Source organism: Haloferax sp. DFSO60 (assembly GCF_046557615.1).
Classification (GTDB): Archaea; Halobacteriota; Halobacteria; order Halobacteriales; family Haloferacaceae; genus Haloferax.
In genome coordinates, this window is sequence record NZ_JBKIII010000002.1 from 848,398 (window position 1) to 866,925 (window position 18,528).

Consider the following 18,528-nt stretch of genomic DNA (forward strand, 5'->3'; position numbering starts at 1 on the left):
ACTCGAATTCGAGCAAATCATTCAATTCATCACGAACGTACATGCGACAATATACGGGGTCTATCGGGAGGAACTTTCGACGAAAGACGAAGCCAGTAGAAAAACGAGATGGAAGGGGCGGGAGTCGAACCACGCGAAGCCATTGAAAACCACCGGATCGGCCTCGAAAGGCCACTGCCGGTGTGCTCTACCACTGAGCCACCCTTCCGGACAGGAGTAGGGAGTGATTCGACAAATAGCCGTTGGTAACCTCAGGCTTTCGTGGTCCAGTCTCTCGAAAATCGAGTGCAGTCCCTCGCTGGTGAGCCAAAAGAAAGGAGATTTCGAGCTTAGTAGCTGCGAATCTTCGGTTCGTACGTCTTGTTCTCGCCTTCGAGGATGACTGGCTTGTACCAGAGTTCTGGCGTGCCGTCGTTCCACGAGAGCATCGTGTGCTTGAGCCACTCTTCGTCGCGGCGTTCCTGGTAGTTCTTTCGCCAGTGTGCGCCACGGAACTCGTTGCGGGCGAGTGCGCCCACAGTGATGGCTTCGGCGAGGTCGAGGATGTTGCGCGTCTCCAGTGTCTGAAGCAGGTCCGTGTTGAACGTCCGGGACTTGTCGCCCACGTAGACGTCTTGGTAGAGAACACGGGCCTCGTGGATGTCGCGGAGTGCCTGCTTGAGGCGACTCTCTTCGCGGAACACGTTCACGTTGCGCGTCATCGACTTCTGGACGCGTTCGCGGACTTCGGCGTGCTGGACGCCCTCGTCCTTTTCGAGTAGCGACTCGACCATCTCACGCTCTGCTTCGACGCCGCGTTGCATCGCTTCGTCGCTCGTCGTGGTTGCACCGGAGTCGGTCGCAGCCCCGCCGTCCGCGACGACATCTTCGCCGATGCTTGCTTCGCCGAGTTCGACCGGCGTCTCGACGTCGGCGGGTTCGTAGTCGCCGACCTTGCCGGTCGTAATTTTCGGCTCGCCGAGGTCCTTGCCTGCGGCGTGTTCGCCAGCGCGGCGACCGAAGACGATGAGTTCGGGGAGTGCGTTACCACCGAGGCGGTTGCCACCGTGGACGGAGGCACAGGCACACTCACCGACAGCATAGAGGTCGGAGATGCACGTCTCACCGTGTTCGTCGGTCTCGACGCCACCCATGGCGTAGTGTTGGCCGGGTTTGACCGGCATCGGTGCTTCGAGTGGGTTGACACCCTCGAAGTCCTCAGACAGGTGGATGATGTTTTCGAGGCGGTCCAGAATGCGCTCTTCGCCGAGGTGGCGCATGTCGAGGTGGACGTACTCGTCTTCGATACCGCGGCCCGAATTGACCTCGGTCTGCTCGGCACGCGAGACGACGTCGCGCGAGGCGAGTTCGCCGTCGTTGTTCGCGTAGCCGTACTCGAACATGAAGCGTTCACCCTCCTTGTTGTAGAGGATGCCACCCTCACCGCGAACACCCTCAGAGATGAGGACACCCGTGGACGGAAGTGTCGTCGGGTGGAACTGGATGAACTCCATGTCCTCGATGGGTGCGCCAGCACGGTAGGCCATCGCCACACCGTCGCCGGTGTTTGCGACTGCGTTAGTCGTGTGGTCGTAGACCTGACCGAGACCACCGGTTGCGAGAATGACACCGTTTCGGGCCTGGAAGCCTTCGATTTTGCCGGACTGCACGTCGTAGGCGACGATGCCGTGACAGCTACGGTCCTCAGGTCGTTCTTCGTCAGAGACGACGAGGTTGGTCACGTGCCACTCGTCGTAGACTTTGATTCCGCGCTTGACGAGTTGCTCGTACATCGTGTGGAGCAACTGGTGACCGGTCTCTGCGCCTGCGTAGGTCGTACGCGGGAACGAGAGGCCACCGAATGGGCGCTGACTGACACGGCCATCCTCTTCGCGCGAGAACGCCATGCCCCAGTGTTCGAGCTGAATGGTCTCTTTCGGACTGTCCTTACAGAGGGTTTCGACTGCTGGCGCGTCGCCGAGGTAGTCGGACCCTTTCATCGTGTCGTAGGCGTGGTCTTCCCACGAGTCAGCCTCGCGGAGGGCGGCGTTGATGCCACCTTCTGCCGCACCGGTGTGACTTCGGACCGGATGCAGTTTGGACACGATAGCCACGTCGGCTCCCTCCTCGTGTGCCGCAATCGCCGCGCGGAGGCCCGCGCCACCCGCGCCGACGACGATTACATCGTGTGTGTACATGATTGAATTGTAATTGTGTATTCTGTCGTCGCTTACCAGAACTTCAGGTTGTTCTTGATCGCTTCGCGCTTGATCTCCTGAATGTGCTCGGTGAGCGGGATGTCCTTCGGACAAACCTCAGTACAGGAGAACTGGGTCTGACAACGCCAGACACCGTGTTCCTGTTCGAGGATTTCGAGACGGCGCTGCTTCATGTCCTCGCCCTCGCGCTCGTCCATCGCAAAGCGGTAGGCCTTGTTGATGGCGGCGGGACCGAGGTACTCGTTGTCGCCAGCAGCGATGTTACACGAGGACATACACGCGCTACACCAGATACAGCGCGTGGACATCTTGACTTTCTCGCGGTTCTCGCGCGACTGTTTCTGTTCTTCGAGTTCGCCATCCGGAAGCGAGTTCGTCTGGAAGAACGGTTCGACCGCTTCCATCTGGTCGTAGAAGTGCTCCATGTCGACGACGAGGTCTTTGACGACCTCGGCGTGCGGGAGCGGTTCGACGCGAACAGGCTCCGAGAGGTCCGACAACTGCGTCTTGCAGCCGAGTCGCTGCGAACCGTTGACGAACAGTGCGTCGGAGCCACAGATTGCCTGTCGGCACGAGTGGCGGAACGTCAGCGACGAGTCGTAGTGGTCTCGCGCCCACATGAGGGCGTCGAGGACCGTCATTCCCTGTTTGTAAGGAACGTAGAACTCGTCGAAGCGGGGTTCCTGTTTCCCCTCGACTTCGGGGTCGTAGCGGAAGACTTTGAGATGATACGTATCATCTTTCGAGCGTGCTTTCGCTTCGGCTTCCGCTTCGCGCTCTTCTTGAATGCGAGCGGCGCGTTCGCGCTTTTTCGCATCGCGCTTCTGTTGTCCCGCGGGGACGACTTCAGCGGACGACTCTTCTTCTTCGACTTGCTTCGGAACTTGCGTACTCATTAGATCGGAACACCTCCAGCCCATGCGAGTGCCGTGCGGACGCCCTGCACGATGAGGACGACGCTGGCGAAGCCGAGGATGGCCTGCACAGCGCGCTTGCGGGTACCCGAGAGGCCCTGATTGACGAGCGCGTTGTAGACGCCGTTGACGCCGTGGAACGTCGCGGTGATGAGGAACAGAATCATCAGCGAGAAGTACGTCAACTGCTCCATTCGCGCCTGCGAGAGGGCGAAGGTCACTTCGTCGGCATGGTTGACGAAGTGGAGCAGGAAGAAGTGGAACGCCAACACGACGACGAGGAACGCGGCGGTGAGGCGCTGCCACAGCCACCGACGTCCGCCCGGCTTGAAGGACGTGTATCGTTCTGCCATTAGAGGCTCACCCCCGACAGGAAGGTCGGAACGCTTGCGATGACGATGACACCCGTGAGAATCAGCGACGCGTAGAAGCTCTTGTCCTGTGCTTCCAGGCCGACGCCGAGGTCAACGAACAGGAGTCGCAGTCCGTTGAGGATGTGGAATACCGCCACAGCGAGCAGTCCGACTTCGAGAATTCGAACGATGAGCAGGCTCTCCAGCGCCTGAATCGTGTTCGTGTACGGCGCCGCGCCCGAGAGGGCCGTCGATAACACAGCAATATGGGTGAAAAGGTAGCCCACAAGCACCCAGCCGGTGAACTTGTGGAATATCCAGGCCCACATGCCAGCCGAAAACTCCCGCCACCGGCCGAAGTCTTCGATGAGCCCCCGATTGTAAGACTGACTCATACTCCTGTGCAGGTCAGGACCGGGATGCTATAGTATTTACGTGTATGCCCCAGCGTCACAGTCCGCAAAAATCGCCGCACAGAGAGTGTTCTTCAGCGCCAAGTCTGGCTTAGATGGGCGTTTCACTACTCGGTGACTGCTCTCGCTCCACGACGCGCCGCACGTTATCCTTCAGTTCGACGAGGTGGCACAGCGGGTTGCCCGGATAGACGACCGGGTTCTCCAGTACACCGACGAGCAGGCCGGTGAAGGGCGCTTCGACGTTCACGTTGTCGTCTTTGAACGGGTTCGTGATGGTGCAGATTCGGTCGCCCTCGTGGACGAGCGCGCCACGGTCGTGGTGCATATCGACGATACCACCGGCGTCTGCGCGGAGCCACGTCTTCTCGTTTTCGTCCGAGATAATCGTCCGCCAGCCCGGCCAGTTCACAGTAGAGGTCTCGCGGAGTCCGTACTCGGCGAAGACGCTCTCGACACCCGCGAGGGCCTCGTCGATGAGTTCACGCTGGAATCGGTGTGCCTCACCCATCTCGACGGTGATAGCGGGAGTGCCCCGCGCCGACGTCTCGGTTCGAAGCATGCCGTCAGACCCGGAACTGTCGATGATGACGTGCGACCCGAACGCGTTCGCGAGACGTGCCACTGCGGGGTCGGTCATGTCCGCCCGAACGTGGAGCATGTTGGTTCGCCCGCGCGTCGAGGTGTGGAAGTCGATGCCGAGGTCGCACGGGGCGATGAAATTCTGGTATATGCGGTGTGCCATCCGCTTTGCTCCCGTAGAGGTTTCCGACCCTGGGAACGACCGGTTCAGGTCGCGGTCGTAGATTGGAAGATACCGCTGCTGGGCGAGAAACGCCGGGACGTTCAGCACTGGCATACAGACCAGCGTTCCGGCGAGGTCCGAGAGGTCCCACTCGTAGGCGACCTCGCGGACGACTTCGATGCCGTTCAGTTCGTCCCCGTGCGCCGCCGCAGACAGAAATACCGTTGGCCCCCCTCGTTCGCCGTTGATGATGGTAACGGGGATGCGGACCGGGTCGCCGAGATACGTCTCGGAGATACCGTAACGGATATCTTGGACCTCGCCCGGCTCGACCCTGCCCCCATTGTAGGTGAAGGCCTCGTTGTCGGCCATGCCACACGATAGGAGGCGAGCGTTATAAACTGTGGCAGGAAATCGCCGGACACCGAGAACCCCCAACATGGCGGCGCGTGACCGTCACGCCTTTGAAACCGGACAGATATCACCTAGTATGTCCACCAATAATGGCGACGCAGTACGCGTCGGGGTACTTTCGCTGCACAACAGCAAGGAGACGAAAGCCATTCTCAATGCCGTCGAAGACCTTGGCCACGAACCGGTGTGGCTTCGACAGGAGAACACGGCGGTGAATATCAAAAACGGCGAGGTGACAGTCGAACCTGAAGTGGACATCATTGCGAATCGACTCTTACTTTCGAACACCGAAGAACCGGCTGAGCTGCTCGGTCTCGCGACGACGTTCAACCGAATCCGACCGATGCTCAACGAACCGGGTGCAGTACTCACTGCGGTCCACAAGTTCGCCACTGCGGCGACGCTGGCCAACTGGAACATCAAAACACCCGACGCGCTGCTCGCGTTGTCGAACGACCGCCTGAATCAGGGCCGTGACCAGTTCGGCGACGTCGGTGTCTACAAGTCCGCTATCGGTACACACGGCGGCGGCACGTGGAAAGTCGACCTCACCGAACCCGTCAACCCGAAAGTCGGGAACCGACAGGCGTTCTTGCAGAAACTCATCGACCGCGACAACGAGAAACACCGCGACCTGCGCGTCTACATCGTCGGCGGCGAAATCATCGGCGCGATGTACCGCTACGCACCTGAGGGCGACTGGCGAACGAACGTCGCACTCGGCGGTGAGGTACTCAACGCGACCGACGAACTCCCCGAGGAAGCCCGCGAAACTGCACTCTACACGGCTGACGTGATGGAACTCGACTACGTCGGTGTGGACCTCGTCGAAGGCGACGATGGCTGGTTCGTCCTCGAAGCCAACCCGACCGCCGGGTTCAAAGGCCTCTACCAGGCGACGGGCAAGAGCCCAGCGCCGTACATCGCCAAGCTCGCTATCGAGAGCGCCGGTGGCGAAGTCGACCAGGCGCGTGTCGAAGAACTCGCGGCTACCCTCGACGACTCGACGCCATCGTGCCTCCCGGCCGAATCGCCCATCCGCGACGGCGAATCGCCGCTCATCGGCTACATCGAAGAGGTCGTCGTCAACGGCACCAGCGGGTCTCAGCAGACGCTCGCAAAGTCCGACACGGGCGCAACCCGAACGAGTATCGACACCAGCCTCGCCGCGGAAATCGGCGCTGGCCCAATCAAGAGTATGACGCGCGTGAAATCCGGCAGTCTCAAGCGCGGCAAAGCCCGTCCGGTCGTCGACCTCGTGATTGGTATCGGCGGCACCCAACACACTGTCACCGCGAGTGTCGAAGACCGCTCGCACATGGACTACCCGCTCCTCCTCGGGCGCGACATCCTCCAGCACTACCGCGTGGACGTTCGTCGCCGCGTCGATGCTGACCGCCGCAGCGACGAAGACGACGAAGAAGAAGAACTGCTCGAATAAGTTTACATCCGGCTTCGACGCCGGTGTTTTTCTCGCGGGGGATACAAGAGTGCCCAATGAGCGAGGACGCTTATCATACACTCAAAACAGACCCGCATCTCGGTCGAGTCGTCGAAAGCCACGGTCCCGTCGAACTCGAAGCCTCGTCAGAGCCGTTCGAGCGACTCGTCGTCTCTATCGTCAACCAGCAACTCTCTACGTCGGCAGCCGCGACGATTCGTGACCGGATGTTCGACGCGGTGACCGTCACACCCGAAGGGATTCTCGCCGCGGACACCGACGTACTCCGCGACTGCGGACTCTCGAAACAGAAGACAGAGTACGTCCGCAACGTCGCCGAAGCGTTCCAAAACGGCCTCTCAGCGGACGACTTTCGGGTGATGTCCGACGACGAAGTCATCGACTCGCTGACCGAGATTCGCGGCGTCGGCGTCTGGACGGCCAAGATGTTCCTTATCTTCGTCCTCGCGCGTGAGGATGTCTTTCCTGTCGAGGACCTCGGCATTCGACGCGGCATGGAGAAAGTGTTCGAACTCGAAGCCGATTCGCAGACCCGCGGCGAGTTGCGCGACCGGGCCGAACGATGGCAACCACATCGAAGCTACGCCAGTATCTATCTGTGGCGTGCCATCGACTGAATTCTCGGATCTAAACTAGGCCGGAGTTTACATTTCACTCAGGGGAAACGTTGAAACCAATGCACACTGTAACGTTCGTCCATGAAGGTAGACGATATCAACACCATCACGGTTCTTGGCGCGGGCAATATGGGCCACGGCATCGCGGAAGTGGCCGCCCTCGCTGGGTACTCCGTCGTCCTCCGAGACATCAAAGATGAATTCGTCCAGAAGGGCTACGAGCAAATCGAGTGGTCGCTGAACAAACTCGCCGAGAAAGACCAACTCTCCCAAGACGAGGCTGATGCCGCGTTCGACCGCGTGACGCCCGTCGTCGACCTCGGTGAGGCAGTCGAGGACGCCGACGTGGTCATCGAGGCCGTCCCCGAGAAGATGTCCATCAAGAAGGAGGTGTACACGGAACTCGAAGCGAACGCCCCCGACCACACGATTTTCGCAACGAACACCTCCAGTCTCTCGATTACCGAACTCTCGGAAGTCACCGAGCGACCCGAGCGATTCTGCGGGATGCACTTTTTCAACCCACCAGTGCGCATGGCACTGGTCGAAGTAATCTCGGGCGCACACACCGACGACGAGACGCTCGACGTTATCGAAGACCTCGCAGAAGCGATGGGCAAGACGCCCGTTCGCGTCCACAAGGACAGTCCCGGATTCATCGTGAACCGTATCCTCGTCCCGCTCATGAACGAGGCCGCGTGGATTGTCGAATCCGGTGACGCGACCGTCGCCGAAGTCGATTCCACGACGAAGTACGACATGGGCCTCCCGATGGGGTCGTTCGAACTCGCCGACCAGGTCGGCATCGACGTCGGCTATCACGTCCTCGGATACATGCACGAAGTACTCGGTGACGCCTACGAACCGTGCCCGCTCCTCTCCGAGAAGGTCGAAGAAGGCACCCTCGGTAAGAAGACCGGCCAAGGCTTCTACGACTACGAATCTGGCGAAGGCGCAGAAATCCCACACGGCGAAGGAAGCGAGTCTGTCAAGAACCGCCTCCTCGCCGTCATGGCGAACGAAGTCGCCGGTCTCATCGGCAACGAAGTCGCCGGTCCGAAGGCAATCGACCGTGCAGTCATGCTCGGCGCTGGTTTCCCCGACGGCCCTGCGAAGATGTCCGACGAAACGGGTCTCGAAACGCTCGTCGAGACGCTCGACAACCTCCACGAGGAGACCGAGGCCGCGCGCTACGACGCCGTGGACTACCTCCGCGAGCGCGCCGACGATGGTGCTGGTTTCTACGGCGACGACGACAGCGACGACGGTGGCGACTACGAGTTCGACAACCTGCTCGTCGAAGTTCGCGAAGGCGTCGGCCACATCACGCTCAACCGCCCGCACCGTCTCAACACCATCAGCACGGACCTGATAGAGGAACTCAATGAGCTACTCGACATCCTCGCCGAGGACGACGAGGTCCGAGCAATCCTCCTCACCGGCGCTGGTGACAAGGCATTCTCCGCCGGTGCAGACGTGACGAGCGTCGCTGCGAGCGGCCCCGACGCGGTTACGGGTACCGAACTTTCGCGAAAAGGCCAGCATACGTTCGGAAAACTCGAAGAAGTCGACATGCCTGTGGTCGCCGCTATCGACGGCTTCTGCCTCGGTGGCGGGATGGAACTCACGATGTGTGCCGACCTTCGAGTCGCCTCGGAGCGCTCGGAGTTCGGCCAACCAGAACACAAACTGGGTCTCATCCCCGGGTGGGGTGGCTCCGTCCGCCTCCAGCGAATCGTCGGCATGGGCCGCGCGAAAGAGATTATCTTCACTGCCGAGCGCTACGATGTCGAGGCGATGGCCGACTTCGGCTTCGTCAACGAAGTCTTCGAGAACGAGGACTTCATGGACCAAGCCTTCGAGTACGCCAAAAAGTTCGCACAGGGGCCGCCGATTGCCCAGCGCTACACCAAGCGTGCCATGCAGAGTGGCTGGGACGACACCGACGCCGGTCTCGAAGTCGAAGCACAGGCGTTCGGCCTCGTCTTCACCACGTCCGACCTGATGGAAGGAATCGCCGCGTTCACGAGCGACCGAGACCCCGACTTCAAAGGCGAGTAATCGCCATCCGTGGGTGGGTCTCTCACTCGAAGCCAGGACGGAACGCAACGTTTAATTAAATCCGGCGGTCACTCCTGAATGCAGTTGGCTCGGTTGGTGTAGTCCGGCCAATCATCTTGGCCTTTCGAGCCGAGGACAGGGGTTCGAATCCCCTACCGAGCACTTTTCCCGAACACAAACCTCCGAGAGACCTCCGTGTCTCTCGGTCTGGTGAGGGTGAATGCGAGCAAGGGGTTCGAACTAGGGAGCAAATCTCTGATTTGCGAGTGGAGTTGGAATCCCCTACCGAGCATTTCTCTCAGATACAACATCTCAAGCGACGCGTTTCATCGCGTCAAACCGACTGTTGTGGGTGTATATGAGAACTAGAGAGCGAGTGCGACACACAGCGTCGCAAAAAGACGACCGGCAGAGCCGTGAGTTACTGAGCGACCGAGGTTCAAATCCCGACGAAATACTCTCGTAAAACCACTCTCCCAACTGCCGAAACTCACCTCCGAACTTCCTCGTGTTCGGCAAGCATCTCGAGTAGCGGTACGACTGCCTCGAACCGCTCACCGCGACTGACCGACCCGTCTTCTCGGTCCCAGTCGATGAACTCGGCGCTGTCGAGTTTCGGAAGGTGAACGTGATGCAATTTGAGGCTGAGAATATCGGGCTCTGTCTGTTTACCAAGCGTCGGCGGTGAGAGAAACGTTCCTGCCAACTCGGCGTCTTCTTCGACTAATCGAAAGAGGATTCGTCGCCGATATTCGTGGCTGAGGGCCTCGAATACCTCGTTCAGGAGTTCGCTATGTTTGGTGAATGATTTGAATGATGGCATGTATGATAGCTCGGGTCAAACAAACAACAGGAAACACTATAAATCGATTGGGCAAACAGTGTATGAAAATGGCAATTTGAGCTAAATAACATCGTTTTAGGGTTCTTTGGGTCGGACCGGCACAACGTTCATTACACCTGCCTCCACCCGTTCATACGCACCGGTTCGGTGTATGGTCGTTCTGTGCCCGAGTAGGCACGATGGCGTCGGCTGTCGGTCGTCCCCCGGCAGTACGGCGCTACGTTTCCAACGTAAACGTCTGCTGAGTGGTCGCTGGATTTATTTTGTCGGCAGTGGCGTCTCTGTCTACCGTGCACGCTGGAATGCCGCACAATCGAGGGACACTCGTCAGCACATTCGCCGACGAGACTGTAACGAGCGCCGCCGCAGAACCGACCCACCCACTCCGGGGGAGTCGATGACAGATACGACGCGAGTACTGCTCGGTGCCGCGACACTCGTCGCACTCGCAGCAACCTCCGGAAGCCTGTATTTCAGTCTCGGACTCGGGCTCACGCCGTGTGACCTCTGTTGGTACCAGCGAATTCTGATGTATCCTCTCATCGTCGTCTTGGGCGTCGCGGCTGTCGAAGACCGCGGTGCAGTGTGGAAGACGGTCTTGCCGCTCTCGCTCGGTGGGGTTGCACTCGCGGGCTATCACACCTACTTGCAGATCGCCCCCGGCGCAACCTGTACAGTCGGCGGGCCGTGTACTAGCATTCAGTACGAGATGCTCGGCGGTCTGCTCACCATCCCACGTCTCTCGCTCATCGCGTTCACCCTCATCACGCTCCTGCTCGCAGGTGTCGTGTTCCTCGGTGGCGACGGAAACGACGCGTGGGGCGTCTAAACACCCTTTCTGCTCCAGAACGGAGCTTATCGCAGTGTTTCGTACGACGCTTCGAGATTAATCATCGGCTCCGGATAGTCCATGCCCAACTGGACGCCATATTCGGCTTGTTCCTCGGGCGTCATCTTCCACGGCGCGCGGGCGTACTCCGACGGAAGTCCATCGAGTTCTGGTAACCAGTGGGTGATGTACGTAGCATCGCTGTCGTACCGACTCGCTTGCTTGTTGATGTTGAAGTATCGGTCCCGCGAGTCGTTGCCGACACCGGCGATGTAGGCCCAGTTGCCGTAATTCACTGCGGGGTCGTAATCGACCAACTGTGTCTCGAAGTAGGCCGCGCCCCGTCGCCAATCGAGACGGAGGTTGTTGGCGAGAAAGGACGCTGCATTCTGTCGCCCACGATTCGACATGTAGCCCGTCTCGTTCAACTCACGCATGTTCGCATCGACGAACGGGATTCCTGTTCTTCCGGCGGCCCACCGTTCGAATTGCACGTCGTCTGCACGCCAGTCGATGTCAGTTCGGTTTCGGATGCCGCCTCGGTGGAAGAATCTCGCACCGTGTTTGGCGAACTGGAACTGGAAGAAGTCACGCCAGCGAAGTTCGAACGTCAGCCAGTAGGTCGAATCGTTCGTCACCCGTTCGTCCTCGTAGCGTTCGACTTCGGATTGCACGTAACGAGGCGAAAGGCATCCTTCGTTGAGCCACGGCGAGAACTTCGAGGAGTAATCGGGGCCGAGCATCCCGTTCCGTGTCTCTTTGTACTCGCGGAGGTGGTCACCCTCCCAGATGTAGGACGCAACTCGGTCGAGTGCGGCGAATTCACCACCATCGAACGAGAGGACGGCTTTGTCAACGGGCGGTTCGATAGCTGAGCTATCGAGCGAGGAATCGAGGTCGGACACGGTTGGAATTTCACCCAAACCGGGCACGTCGGCAGGCAATTCGGGAATTGCCGGTACGCCGAACGGTTCGCGCATCGACGCGTCCTTCTCGACGGCCTTGCGGAACGTCGTGTACGTGTCTGGCAGCTCCGTGTAGTCCATCGGCAGGTCGTCGATGTGCGTGAGTGTATGGCCCCAGTAGCGCCGAGCGTCGATTCCCTCGGTAGTGAGCGCATCGCAGACCGCAGACTCAGACTGGGACTCCTCGGGAGTTGGCCACGTGTGCATCGTCACGAAGTCGGCATCGACGGTCGCGGCGAGTTCTGGAATGACTGCCTCGGAGGTTCCAACCCGGACGAGGAGGTCGCTTCCATGTTCTCGAAGCGCGTCGCGGAGGTCTGCAACCGATTCGAGACGAAAACGAAGACGGTGCGGACCAGTCTTTGTAAAGTCGAAACTGTCGGTCCCACCGTAGGGCCGCAGGCCGTATTCCCGCGGGTCGAAACAGTAGACAGGGACCACGTGGTCGGCGGCACAGGCTTCGACCAGTGCTTCGTTATCGTGGACTCGCAGGTCACGACGAAACCAGACGAGTGCCGTTGTGTGGGACATGCGCGAGCGGCGCTTAGGATGGGGTGTACTTGAGTTGCGTGGCGACCTGAGTCGCGTGCCAGAGAGAAGGAGTCGTCACCAACGACGCGGCCACGCTGTGAGTTCCGCGCCAGTGACTGCCGTTGCGACGATGAGAGCGATAACGGCGATGAGTCGCGGGTCGATACTCGTGATGACGGGCACGTCCATCCAACTTCCGAGGACGAGGACGAGTCCAACGAGACAGGCGACGAAACTCATCGCAACGAGGGACACCGATGGCGGGTCTTCGAAGTACGCATCGAGTTCGCTCGCTCGCGCCCCCTGCGTCACCTCTTTTTTCACCGCGTCGTAGGCGACGATGTGGAGTTCGTCGAGTTTCGGCAGGTGTGTCTGGTGTAACGAGATGTAGACGCTCTGGCGGACGTTTTTCGGTGGGGGAGACTCTCCTGATTCGACCTCGGCGATGTGTTCTGCGAGCGTCCCCACCGACTGTGAGCGTCCCTCGTCACGGAGGCGTTCGAGTGCCAACCTCCGCCGGTCGTTTCTAAGCACGTCGTGAATGACGGCTTCGTCGAGCGGCGACGTGGTCGCATCACTCGCCATCGCACACCTAGAGCCACTCCTCGGGCTTGGTGTCGTAGTCCACGTCGCTGGCGGCGATGCGGGCTTCGAGTTCTGGTTCGAGGTCGTGTTCTTTGAGGCCGTCACCGTCGTATCGGAGTCGGATCCCTCGTTCTGTCGGGGTCGGTTCGCGCCCGCGACGACGGGCGACTTCGACCTCGTGTTCGTCGAACTCCTTGGTGATGGTCATCAGGTTGACCGGCCGCCCCCACAGGTCGTATAGGCGTTCGAGTACGCCCTTTGCCTGCTTTATGTTGAGGATGACACCGTTGTACTGGTGGCCCAGCAAGAGTTCACCACGGTTGTCGAAGTTGCCGTCGTAGACGACGACAGTCGGTTTTCCGAAGTTGGTGAACTGGAACAGGAGTTTCTTTTTCACTTCTTCGTACTCGGTCGAAGAGACGTGGAACTGCCGAGACGACCGAGAGAACTCGTAGGCGAAGTAGTGATTGTCGCGGACGAACTCGTCGGAGAGAAACGCATCGAGGAAGGTCACGTCGTTGTGGCTCTCTCGAATCTCGCGCATCCGGTCCCACCCTGCGGTTTTGTTCACGTCCGCGAGGGCCTCTTCGACACTGTCGTAGAGGTTGTCATCGAACATGTACCGAGAGATGTGTTCGAGTTCGGAGCGCCGAATCCGACGGATAAAGCCGCGATTCTGTGGCTTGACGAGTGAGAAGTGGCGTTCGGCCATCCCCTCGTAGGTGAGTACCTTCCACGGGAAGCGGTCGATATCGACCGACTCGTCACCGGATTGTACGCGCTCCAGCATCTCGTGGTCGATACGCGGGTCGTCTGCCCCGAGCGCGGCGAGGTCATCGAGCGTCTCGGAACTCACGCTGTCGAGCGCAGGGTCAGTCTCGAGGAGTTGCTGTACCTCCTCGAAGTCGATGGCATCGCTGAAGTTCCGCCACGTGACGCCCTTGATACGGAGCAGTTTGTCCGCGACTTCGGCACGGTTCGTCGAGTTCTCGATGTACTCCCACAGTTCTTTCCCCAGTTTGTAGGGGTTGAGACCAGGAGAGCCGAGAACCTTGGACTGGTGGTCGGCGTAGGTGATGAACTCGTCTGTCTCCGCGAAGTGTTCGTCACCCATCATGAGCGCCTCCCAGTAGGCGGCCCACCCTTCGTTCATCACCTTCGTCATCTTCTGGGCCGCGAAGTAGTAGGACTCCTCGCGGAGCATGTCGAGGACGTCTTTCTGCCACGGTTCCATCTCGACTGCCTTCTCCGACTCTTCGTCGTAGTACATCCCGTGTTCGCGCAGGTACGCGAGGATGTCTTTTCGCGGCTCGGTGAGTTTCGCGGCTTCTCGCTCTGCTTCTTCGACTTGGTCTAACCACTCCTCGTCGAACACTTCGCGGCGCACGTCGTCGGAGATGTTGAGGCTATCGAGCTGCGATCGAATGTCTCGTGGAATACGCTCACCGTCGTCTGCAACGGCGTCTCGAATCGACCGATGCTGGTCGATGTTGTCTTCGAGACAGAGGACGGCGTCGATGAATCGCTCCACGTCGTCGCGGCTGATTTCGGGATCCTGAATGTAGCGTTCGACGGCTTCGGCGTGTTGTTCGAGCATCGCCGCCGCGTTCAGGCCTTTGTCCGAAAACAGGCCGAACCACTGGTTGTTCTTGAAGAAGTCCGAGTGGGCCTCGACGTGAGTGATGACGGCCTTCTGGTCGGCCAGCGAGTTCGACTCTTGGAGGAAAGCGTTCGAGGGGTCGTCGTTGTTGACGATTTCGAAGGCTTTGCCCATGCCGAACTGGTCGGTCTTTCGCTGGCGGTCGTAGGTCATTCCCCATCGCCAGTGTGGATAGCGGCGCTGGAAGCCCCCGTAGGCGATGAGTTGGTTCATCTCGTCGTAGTTGACGACCCAGTAGTTCACCGGGTAGGGGTCCAAGCCGAGTTTCGTGGCGAGTGCGCCCGCTTCTCGGATGGGTTCCGCGAGGCGTGCGGCCTCTTTTTGTGCGTCTCTGCGGTGTCTTCTGAAGCTCATTCTGCGGTCGCCTCCGTGCTGAGGATGCGGTAGATTGCCTCGATAACGTCGTCTGGGCTGGAGACGTACGCGACGACGACGTTGTCTTCCTCGCCGAGGGTTCGTTCGACCTCTTCGGCGTGTGTTGCGTTGATGGCGGTGCCACCGGGTTGGGTCTCCACGTAGGCGTGGAGGTTCGCGTCGATTTCCGACATAAGTGGGATGACCCGCTCTTTCGTGTCGTTCGACGAGTTTTCTGAATCGCCCGCAGCGAAGACGTAGCGATTCCAGTCGCGCCACGGATATCGTTCTTCGAGAATCGCTTTCGCTAATTCGTAGGCTGATGAGATACGCGTCCCACCGCCCGAGCGGATGCCGAAGAACGCGTCGCGTTCGACTTCCCACGCTTCGGCGTCGTGGGCGATGTAGACGAACTCGGCGTGGTCGTATTTTCCAGTCAAGTACCAATCGAGCGGGGTGAACGTACGTTCGACGAGTTCGCGCTTCGTCTCGCGCATCGACCCCGACACGTCGCGGATGTTGACCACGACGACGTTGGATTGCTTCTTCTCGATAATCTCGGGATGACGATAGCGCTCGTCTTCGCGGCGGAATGGAATCTCTCGGAGTCCATCGCGGCGAATCCGCTGGACCGTCGTCGTCCGTTCGACTTTCTCTTCCATCTCCTCGAAGGAGGCCCACTTGTCCCGTTCGTCGTCAGGGATGCGGGTCCACTCGTCGTCGATCCACGTGAGCGAGACGAGGATGTTCTGGTCGCGGCACCAGTGATAGACCTGTTCGGGCGTCGTGCCTTCGACTTTCATCGCCTCGCGGACGAAGTCGTCGTCGAAGTCCATCGCCAACTTGCGCTTGAGGCCTTCTTTGAACAGGCGCTCGAAGTCGAGCGTGCTGTGCGGGCCGACGCGAGTGATATCGGTGAAGTCCCCTTCGACTTCTTCGATGACCTCCTTGCCCTTCGGTTCGAGGTCGAGTCCGAGTTCTTCGTCGAGGGCCTCGGCGAACTGCTCGGGGTCCATCTCGTAGTACTCGTGTTCGGCTCCCTCTTCGCCGGGGTCGCCTTCATCGCCCTCACCGGGTGCTGGCTGAGGCTGCCCAATCGGTTGGCCCACGTCGGGCGTCCCGCCCTGTCCCTGTCCGACGCCGCCCATATCGAGGCGGTCGTAGCGGAACTCTGGGAGGTCAACGACCTTGATTGGGATTTTGATGTCCTTCGCGCCCGATGCGCCGAGGTCACCGTACGAGATGAACTCTTTGAGGTCTTCGCGTCGCTCTTCGCCGACTTCACGGAATCGTTCGAGGTCTTCTCTCAGTCCCACGTGTGGCTCACCTCTTTCATGACGGCGCGACTGGTGAGTTCGGCCGACGCCGCGGTGTAGCCGCGGGCTTTCAGTTCCTCGATGGTTCGTTCTTTGACGCGCTCGGTCTCGGTGTTCGTCGGCGGGCTTTCCCACTGACGAGCGTCGAGGTCGGCGAACAACCGTCGCACGTCGTCCCAATCGTGAGTCTCCAAGACGGTCTGGATGACTGGAATCTCGGTCAGGTCTACGTTCGAGATAGTGAACCCTTCGTCACGGTTCTCCCACGCGTATCGATTGAGCGCGGTGATGACCTTCTCGTTGCGGAAGGTCACGACATCTCCCGAGGGGACGTTGCCGTCGTACTCGTCTTCGTCGAACCGACCGAGGTGTTCGGTCTCGAAGAGTTTCATCAGCAACGGGTCAGGGTCGATACGACCGTGTTCCGTCTCGATTTGGTCCTCCGATGCCCACGCGAAGACGTGTTCGACGTATTCGGCGACAGTTTCGCGCTGGACGACCTTGTCGGCGAGCAGTGCATCGAGTACGTCTGCTTCCTGTCGGTCGAAGATGTACGATTTGACCATCGCAATTCGGCTCTCGTATTCGGATGCTTCACCCCGCGAGAACACTGGTGCGTCGGCCAGTTCGTTGGCCATCGCATCGAGTACGTCAGTCGGCATGACGACCGAGGAGACGTCGAGGCTCGCGTGGTGTCTGTCGGGGCGCTCGTGGAGCAAGTCGGCGATTACGTCGCGGGTAAACGTCACCGGGATACCGTGCGTACCGTCGGTCTGTCCCTTGAACGTGAACTCCGAGATATCTCGCCGGTCGTCGCCGACTTGGAGGTAGCCACGGTCGAACAGGAGTGCCTTTTCGACGAGTGAGAACTCCAAGTCTGGGTCACGCGGCAGGTCGTCGGAATCCAGTCGGGTGACGACGCTGTACAGCGCCGCCGCTTCGACGGTGTGGGGTGCGAGTTCGCGCGGGTGAACCGCCCCTGGCCCTTCGCGGACATCGAGCGAAATTGCCTCTGCGACTCGCTCGTACACGGCTTCTGGGTCGTCCGTCCAGACGCTCGTCTCGTTGGTCAACTCGCGCCGGATGAGTTCGGCTTCCAGCGAGAGGTTCGTCAGGTAGCGGAACTCGTGTTTGTTCAGGCGTCGCTTCAGGGCTTTCAGCGGGTCGCGGCCGTTTCTGTCGGCGAACTTGTCGAGTTCGACGTCGAGGTCGGGATTCGAGATGATGACCAACTGGGTGTCGATATCCATCCCGATTCCCTTGTCGAGTTTGACGTGCCCCTCGTCGGGGACGTTGAGGAGTTTCTGCAAGAGGTCCGCGTGTTGGGTCGCGTCTTCGACAATCGTGAGAAGTCCGTTTCCTTGCGAGAGTACGCCGTCGTAGCTGAACGCTTGCGGGTTCTTCCGCCCGCGAGAGTTCAGTTCACGGAGCATACTCGGCATCCACGACCCGACGAGTCGCTCTTTCGGTGAGCCATCGTCTTCGGAGTGGAGGACGCCAATCCCGCGACCGACGTCGACGACGTAGTTTTTCACCCGAAGGTGCTTGGTGTCGCTCACTGCCGAAAACAGGTCTTGCTTCCCGTTTCTGCGGTACTGCTCTTCGAGGAAGTTGTACGCTTCTCGGCAGAACGGGTCGAGTTCTTCGTCCACATCGACGGCGATGTCTGCGCCGTTAGTTCGGTTGAGGTCCGAGAGCAGGCGCTTTCGCACGTCAGCAGGGAATACCGAGAGAGGGTGGGCCTGAACGGGGCTTTCGTACCAGTCCTCCTCGCGTTCGGACTCGACTTCGCCGCCGTAGGATAACCCACGGGTGTCCTCGGCGTTGACGATGTTCCACTCGACGGTGTACCGGCGTCCGGCATCCGTTTTCGAGTACTCCCGCAGTCCGTTGATGAGACAGCGTTTGAGTTCGGATTTTCCCGTCGCTGTGGGACCGTCGAACCAGATTATCTTCTCGGCTTTACCGCGGTCAGCGGCGATAGTTCGCAAGTCGTCAACGAAGGCGTTGAGGATGTCAGTGTTGCCGAGAACGGCGTGTTCACCGTCGTTCGACGGGTCGTCGAAGAATCGGTAGCGCGATTTCTCTTCGCCTTCTTCGACGACGGTTCGAGTTCCCATCGACTCGATTGCTTCCAGCAGATACTTCGATGCGTGGGAGGCAATCGAGGGAGAGTTGAACGACGCTTCGACGTATTCAGCGAGGCTCATCGGTTCCTCGTAGGTGCCGCGAAGAACCTCGTCCGCGTCGTGGATGTAGTCGTGCAT

15 protein-coding genes and 2 tRNA genes are annotated in these 18,528 nt (G+C 59.8%); 5 read left to right on the plus strand and 12 right to left on the minus strand.

Annotation, left to right across the window (positions count from 1 at the left end):
* Positions 1-109 precede the first annotated feature (109 nt).
* From ACK509_RS13940 to ACK509_RS13965, 6 genes are all read right to left on the minus strand, one after another.
* Positions 110-208 (minus strand) — tRNA-OTHER (locus tag ACK509_RS13940).
* 121 nt (positions 209-329) lie between these two features.
* Entirely contained in the window at positions 330-2,177 is a 1,848-nt protein-coding gene (locus ACK509_RS13945; protein WP_410767137.1) for an FAD-binding protein, read from the minus strand.
* A gap of 32 nt (positions 2,178-2,209) precedes the next feature.
* Complete coding sequence (locus tag ACK509_RS13950; protein ID WP_410767138.1) at positions 2,210-3,094, minus strand: succinate dehydrogenase/fumarate reductase iron-sulfur subunit; 885 nt, start codon at positions 3,092-3,094, stop codon at positions 2,210-2,212.
* Entirely contained in the window at positions 3,094-3,465 is a 372-nt protein-coding gene (locus ACK509_RS13955; RefSeq protein ID WP_410767139.1) for a succinate dehydrogenase hydrophobic membrane anchor subunit, read from the minus strand. The genes ACK509_RS13950 and ACK509_RS13955 overlap by 1 nt, the downstream gene beginning before the upstream one ends.
* Positions 3,465-3,860 carry a succinate dehydrogenase, cytochrome b556 subunit gene (gene sdhC / locus ACK509_RS13960; protein WP_410767140.1) on the minus strand — a complete coding sequence of 132 codons (396 nt, stop codon included), beginning with the start codon at positions 3,858-3,860 and terminating at the stop codon, positions 3,465-3,467. The genes ACK509_RS13955 and sdhC overlap by 1 nt, the downstream gene beginning before the upstream one ends.
* 109 nt (positions 3,861-3,969) lie before the next feature.
* Positions 3,970-4,995 (minus strand): succinylglutamate desuccinylase/aspartoacylase family protein, encoded by a 1,026-nt coding sequence (locus tag ACK509_RS13965; protein WP_410767141.1) that lies wholly within the window; start codon positions 4,993-4,995, stop codon positions 3,970-3,972.
* A 118-nt stretch (positions 4,996-5,113) separates the two neighbouring features.
* Between ACK509_RS13965 and ACK509_RS13970 the strand changes: the two genes are divergently transcribed.
* The 4 genes from ACK509_RS13970 to ACK509_RS13985 all read left to right on the plus strand — a co-directional run bounded on the left by ACK509_RS13970 (position 5,114) and on the right by ACK509_RS13985 (position 9,339).
* Positions 5,114-6,478, plus strand: coding sequence for a RimK/LysX family protein (locus ACK509_RS13970; RefSeq protein ID WP_410767142.1), 1,365 nt, complete (start codon positions 5,114-5,116; stop codon positions 6,476-6,478).
* Positions 6,479-6,534: 56 nt separating this feature from the next.
* Positions 6,535-7,116: a DNA-3-methyladenine glycosylase family protein gene (locus tag ACK509_RS13975; protein ID WP_410767143.1), complete on the plus strand. Its 582-nt coding sequence runs from the start codon at positions 6,535-6,537 to the stop codon at positions 7,114-7,116.
* Between the two features lie 81 nt (positions 7,117-7,197).
* Positions 7,198-9,177 carry a 3-hydroxyacyl-CoA dehydrogenase NAD-binding domain-containing protein gene (locus ACK509_RS13980; protein WP_410767144.1) on the plus strand — a complete coding sequence of 660 codons (1,980 nt, stop codon included), beginning with the start codon at positions 7,198-7,200 and terminating at the stop codon, positions 9,175-9,177.
* Positions 9,178-9,264: 87 nt separating this feature from the next.
* A tRNA-Glu gene (locus ACK509_RS13985) sits at positions 9,265-9,339 on the plus strand.
* A 328-nt stretch (positions 9,340-9,667) separates the two neighbouring features.
* On the opposite strand, the gene ACK509_RS13990 is transcribed toward ACK509_RS13985, so the two are convergent.
* Complete coding sequence (locus tag ACK509_RS13990) at positions 9,668-10,000, minus strand: hypothetical protein (protein ID WP_410767145.1); 333 nt, start codon at positions 9,998-10,000, stop codon at positions 9,668-9,670.
* Between the two features lie 418 nt (positions 10,001-10,418).
* Between ACK509_RS13990 and ACK509_RS13995 the strand changes: the two genes are divergently transcribed.
* Positions 10,419-10,850, plus strand: a complete 432-nt coding sequence (locus ACK509_RS13995; protein ID WP_410767146.1) for a disulfide bond formation protein B — start codon at positions 10,419-10,421, stop codon at positions 10,848-10,850.
* Positions 10,851-10,876: 26 nt separating this feature from the next.
* Here ACK509_RS13995 and ACK509_RS14000 read toward each other — a convergent pair whose 3' ends face one another.
* The 5 genes from ACK509_RS14000 to ACK509_RS14020 form a co-directional block, all read right to left on the minus strand.
* Positions 10,877-12,346 (minus strand): DASH family cryptochrome, encoded by a 1,470-nt coding sequence (locus tag ACK509_RS14000; protein WP_410767147.1) that lies wholly within the window; start codon positions 12,344-12,346, stop codon positions 10,877-10,879.
* Positions 12,347-12,421: 75 nt separating this feature from the next.
* Positions 12,422-12,931: a hypothetical protein gene (locus ACK509_RS14005; protein ID WP_410767148.1), complete on the minus strand. Its 510-nt coding sequence runs from the start codon at positions 12,929-12,931 to the stop codon at positions 12,422-12,424.
* A gap of 7 nt (positions 12,932-12,938) precedes the next feature.
* Complete coding sequence (locus ACK509_RS14010) at positions 12,939-14,945, minus strand: SpoVR family protein (RefSeq protein ID WP_410767149.1); 2,007 nt, start codon at positions 14,943-14,945, stop codon at positions 12,939-12,941.
* Positions 14,942-16,261 (minus strand): YeaH/YhbH family protein, encoded by a 1,320-nt coding sequence (locus tag ACK509_RS14015; protein ID WP_410767150.1) that lies wholly within the window; start codon positions 16,259-16,261, stop codon positions 14,942-14,944. The genes ACK509_RS14010 and ACK509_RS14015 overlap by 4 nt, the downstream gene beginning before the upstream one ends.
* On the minus strand, positions 16,252-18,528 hold the full coding sequence (locus ACK509_RS14020) for a PrkA family serine protein kinase (RefSeq protein ID WP_410767151.1): 2,277 nt from the start codon (positions 18,526-18,528) through the stop codon (positions 16,252-16,254). Before ACK509_RS14020 ends, ACK509_RS14015 begins: the two co-directional genes overlap by 10 nt.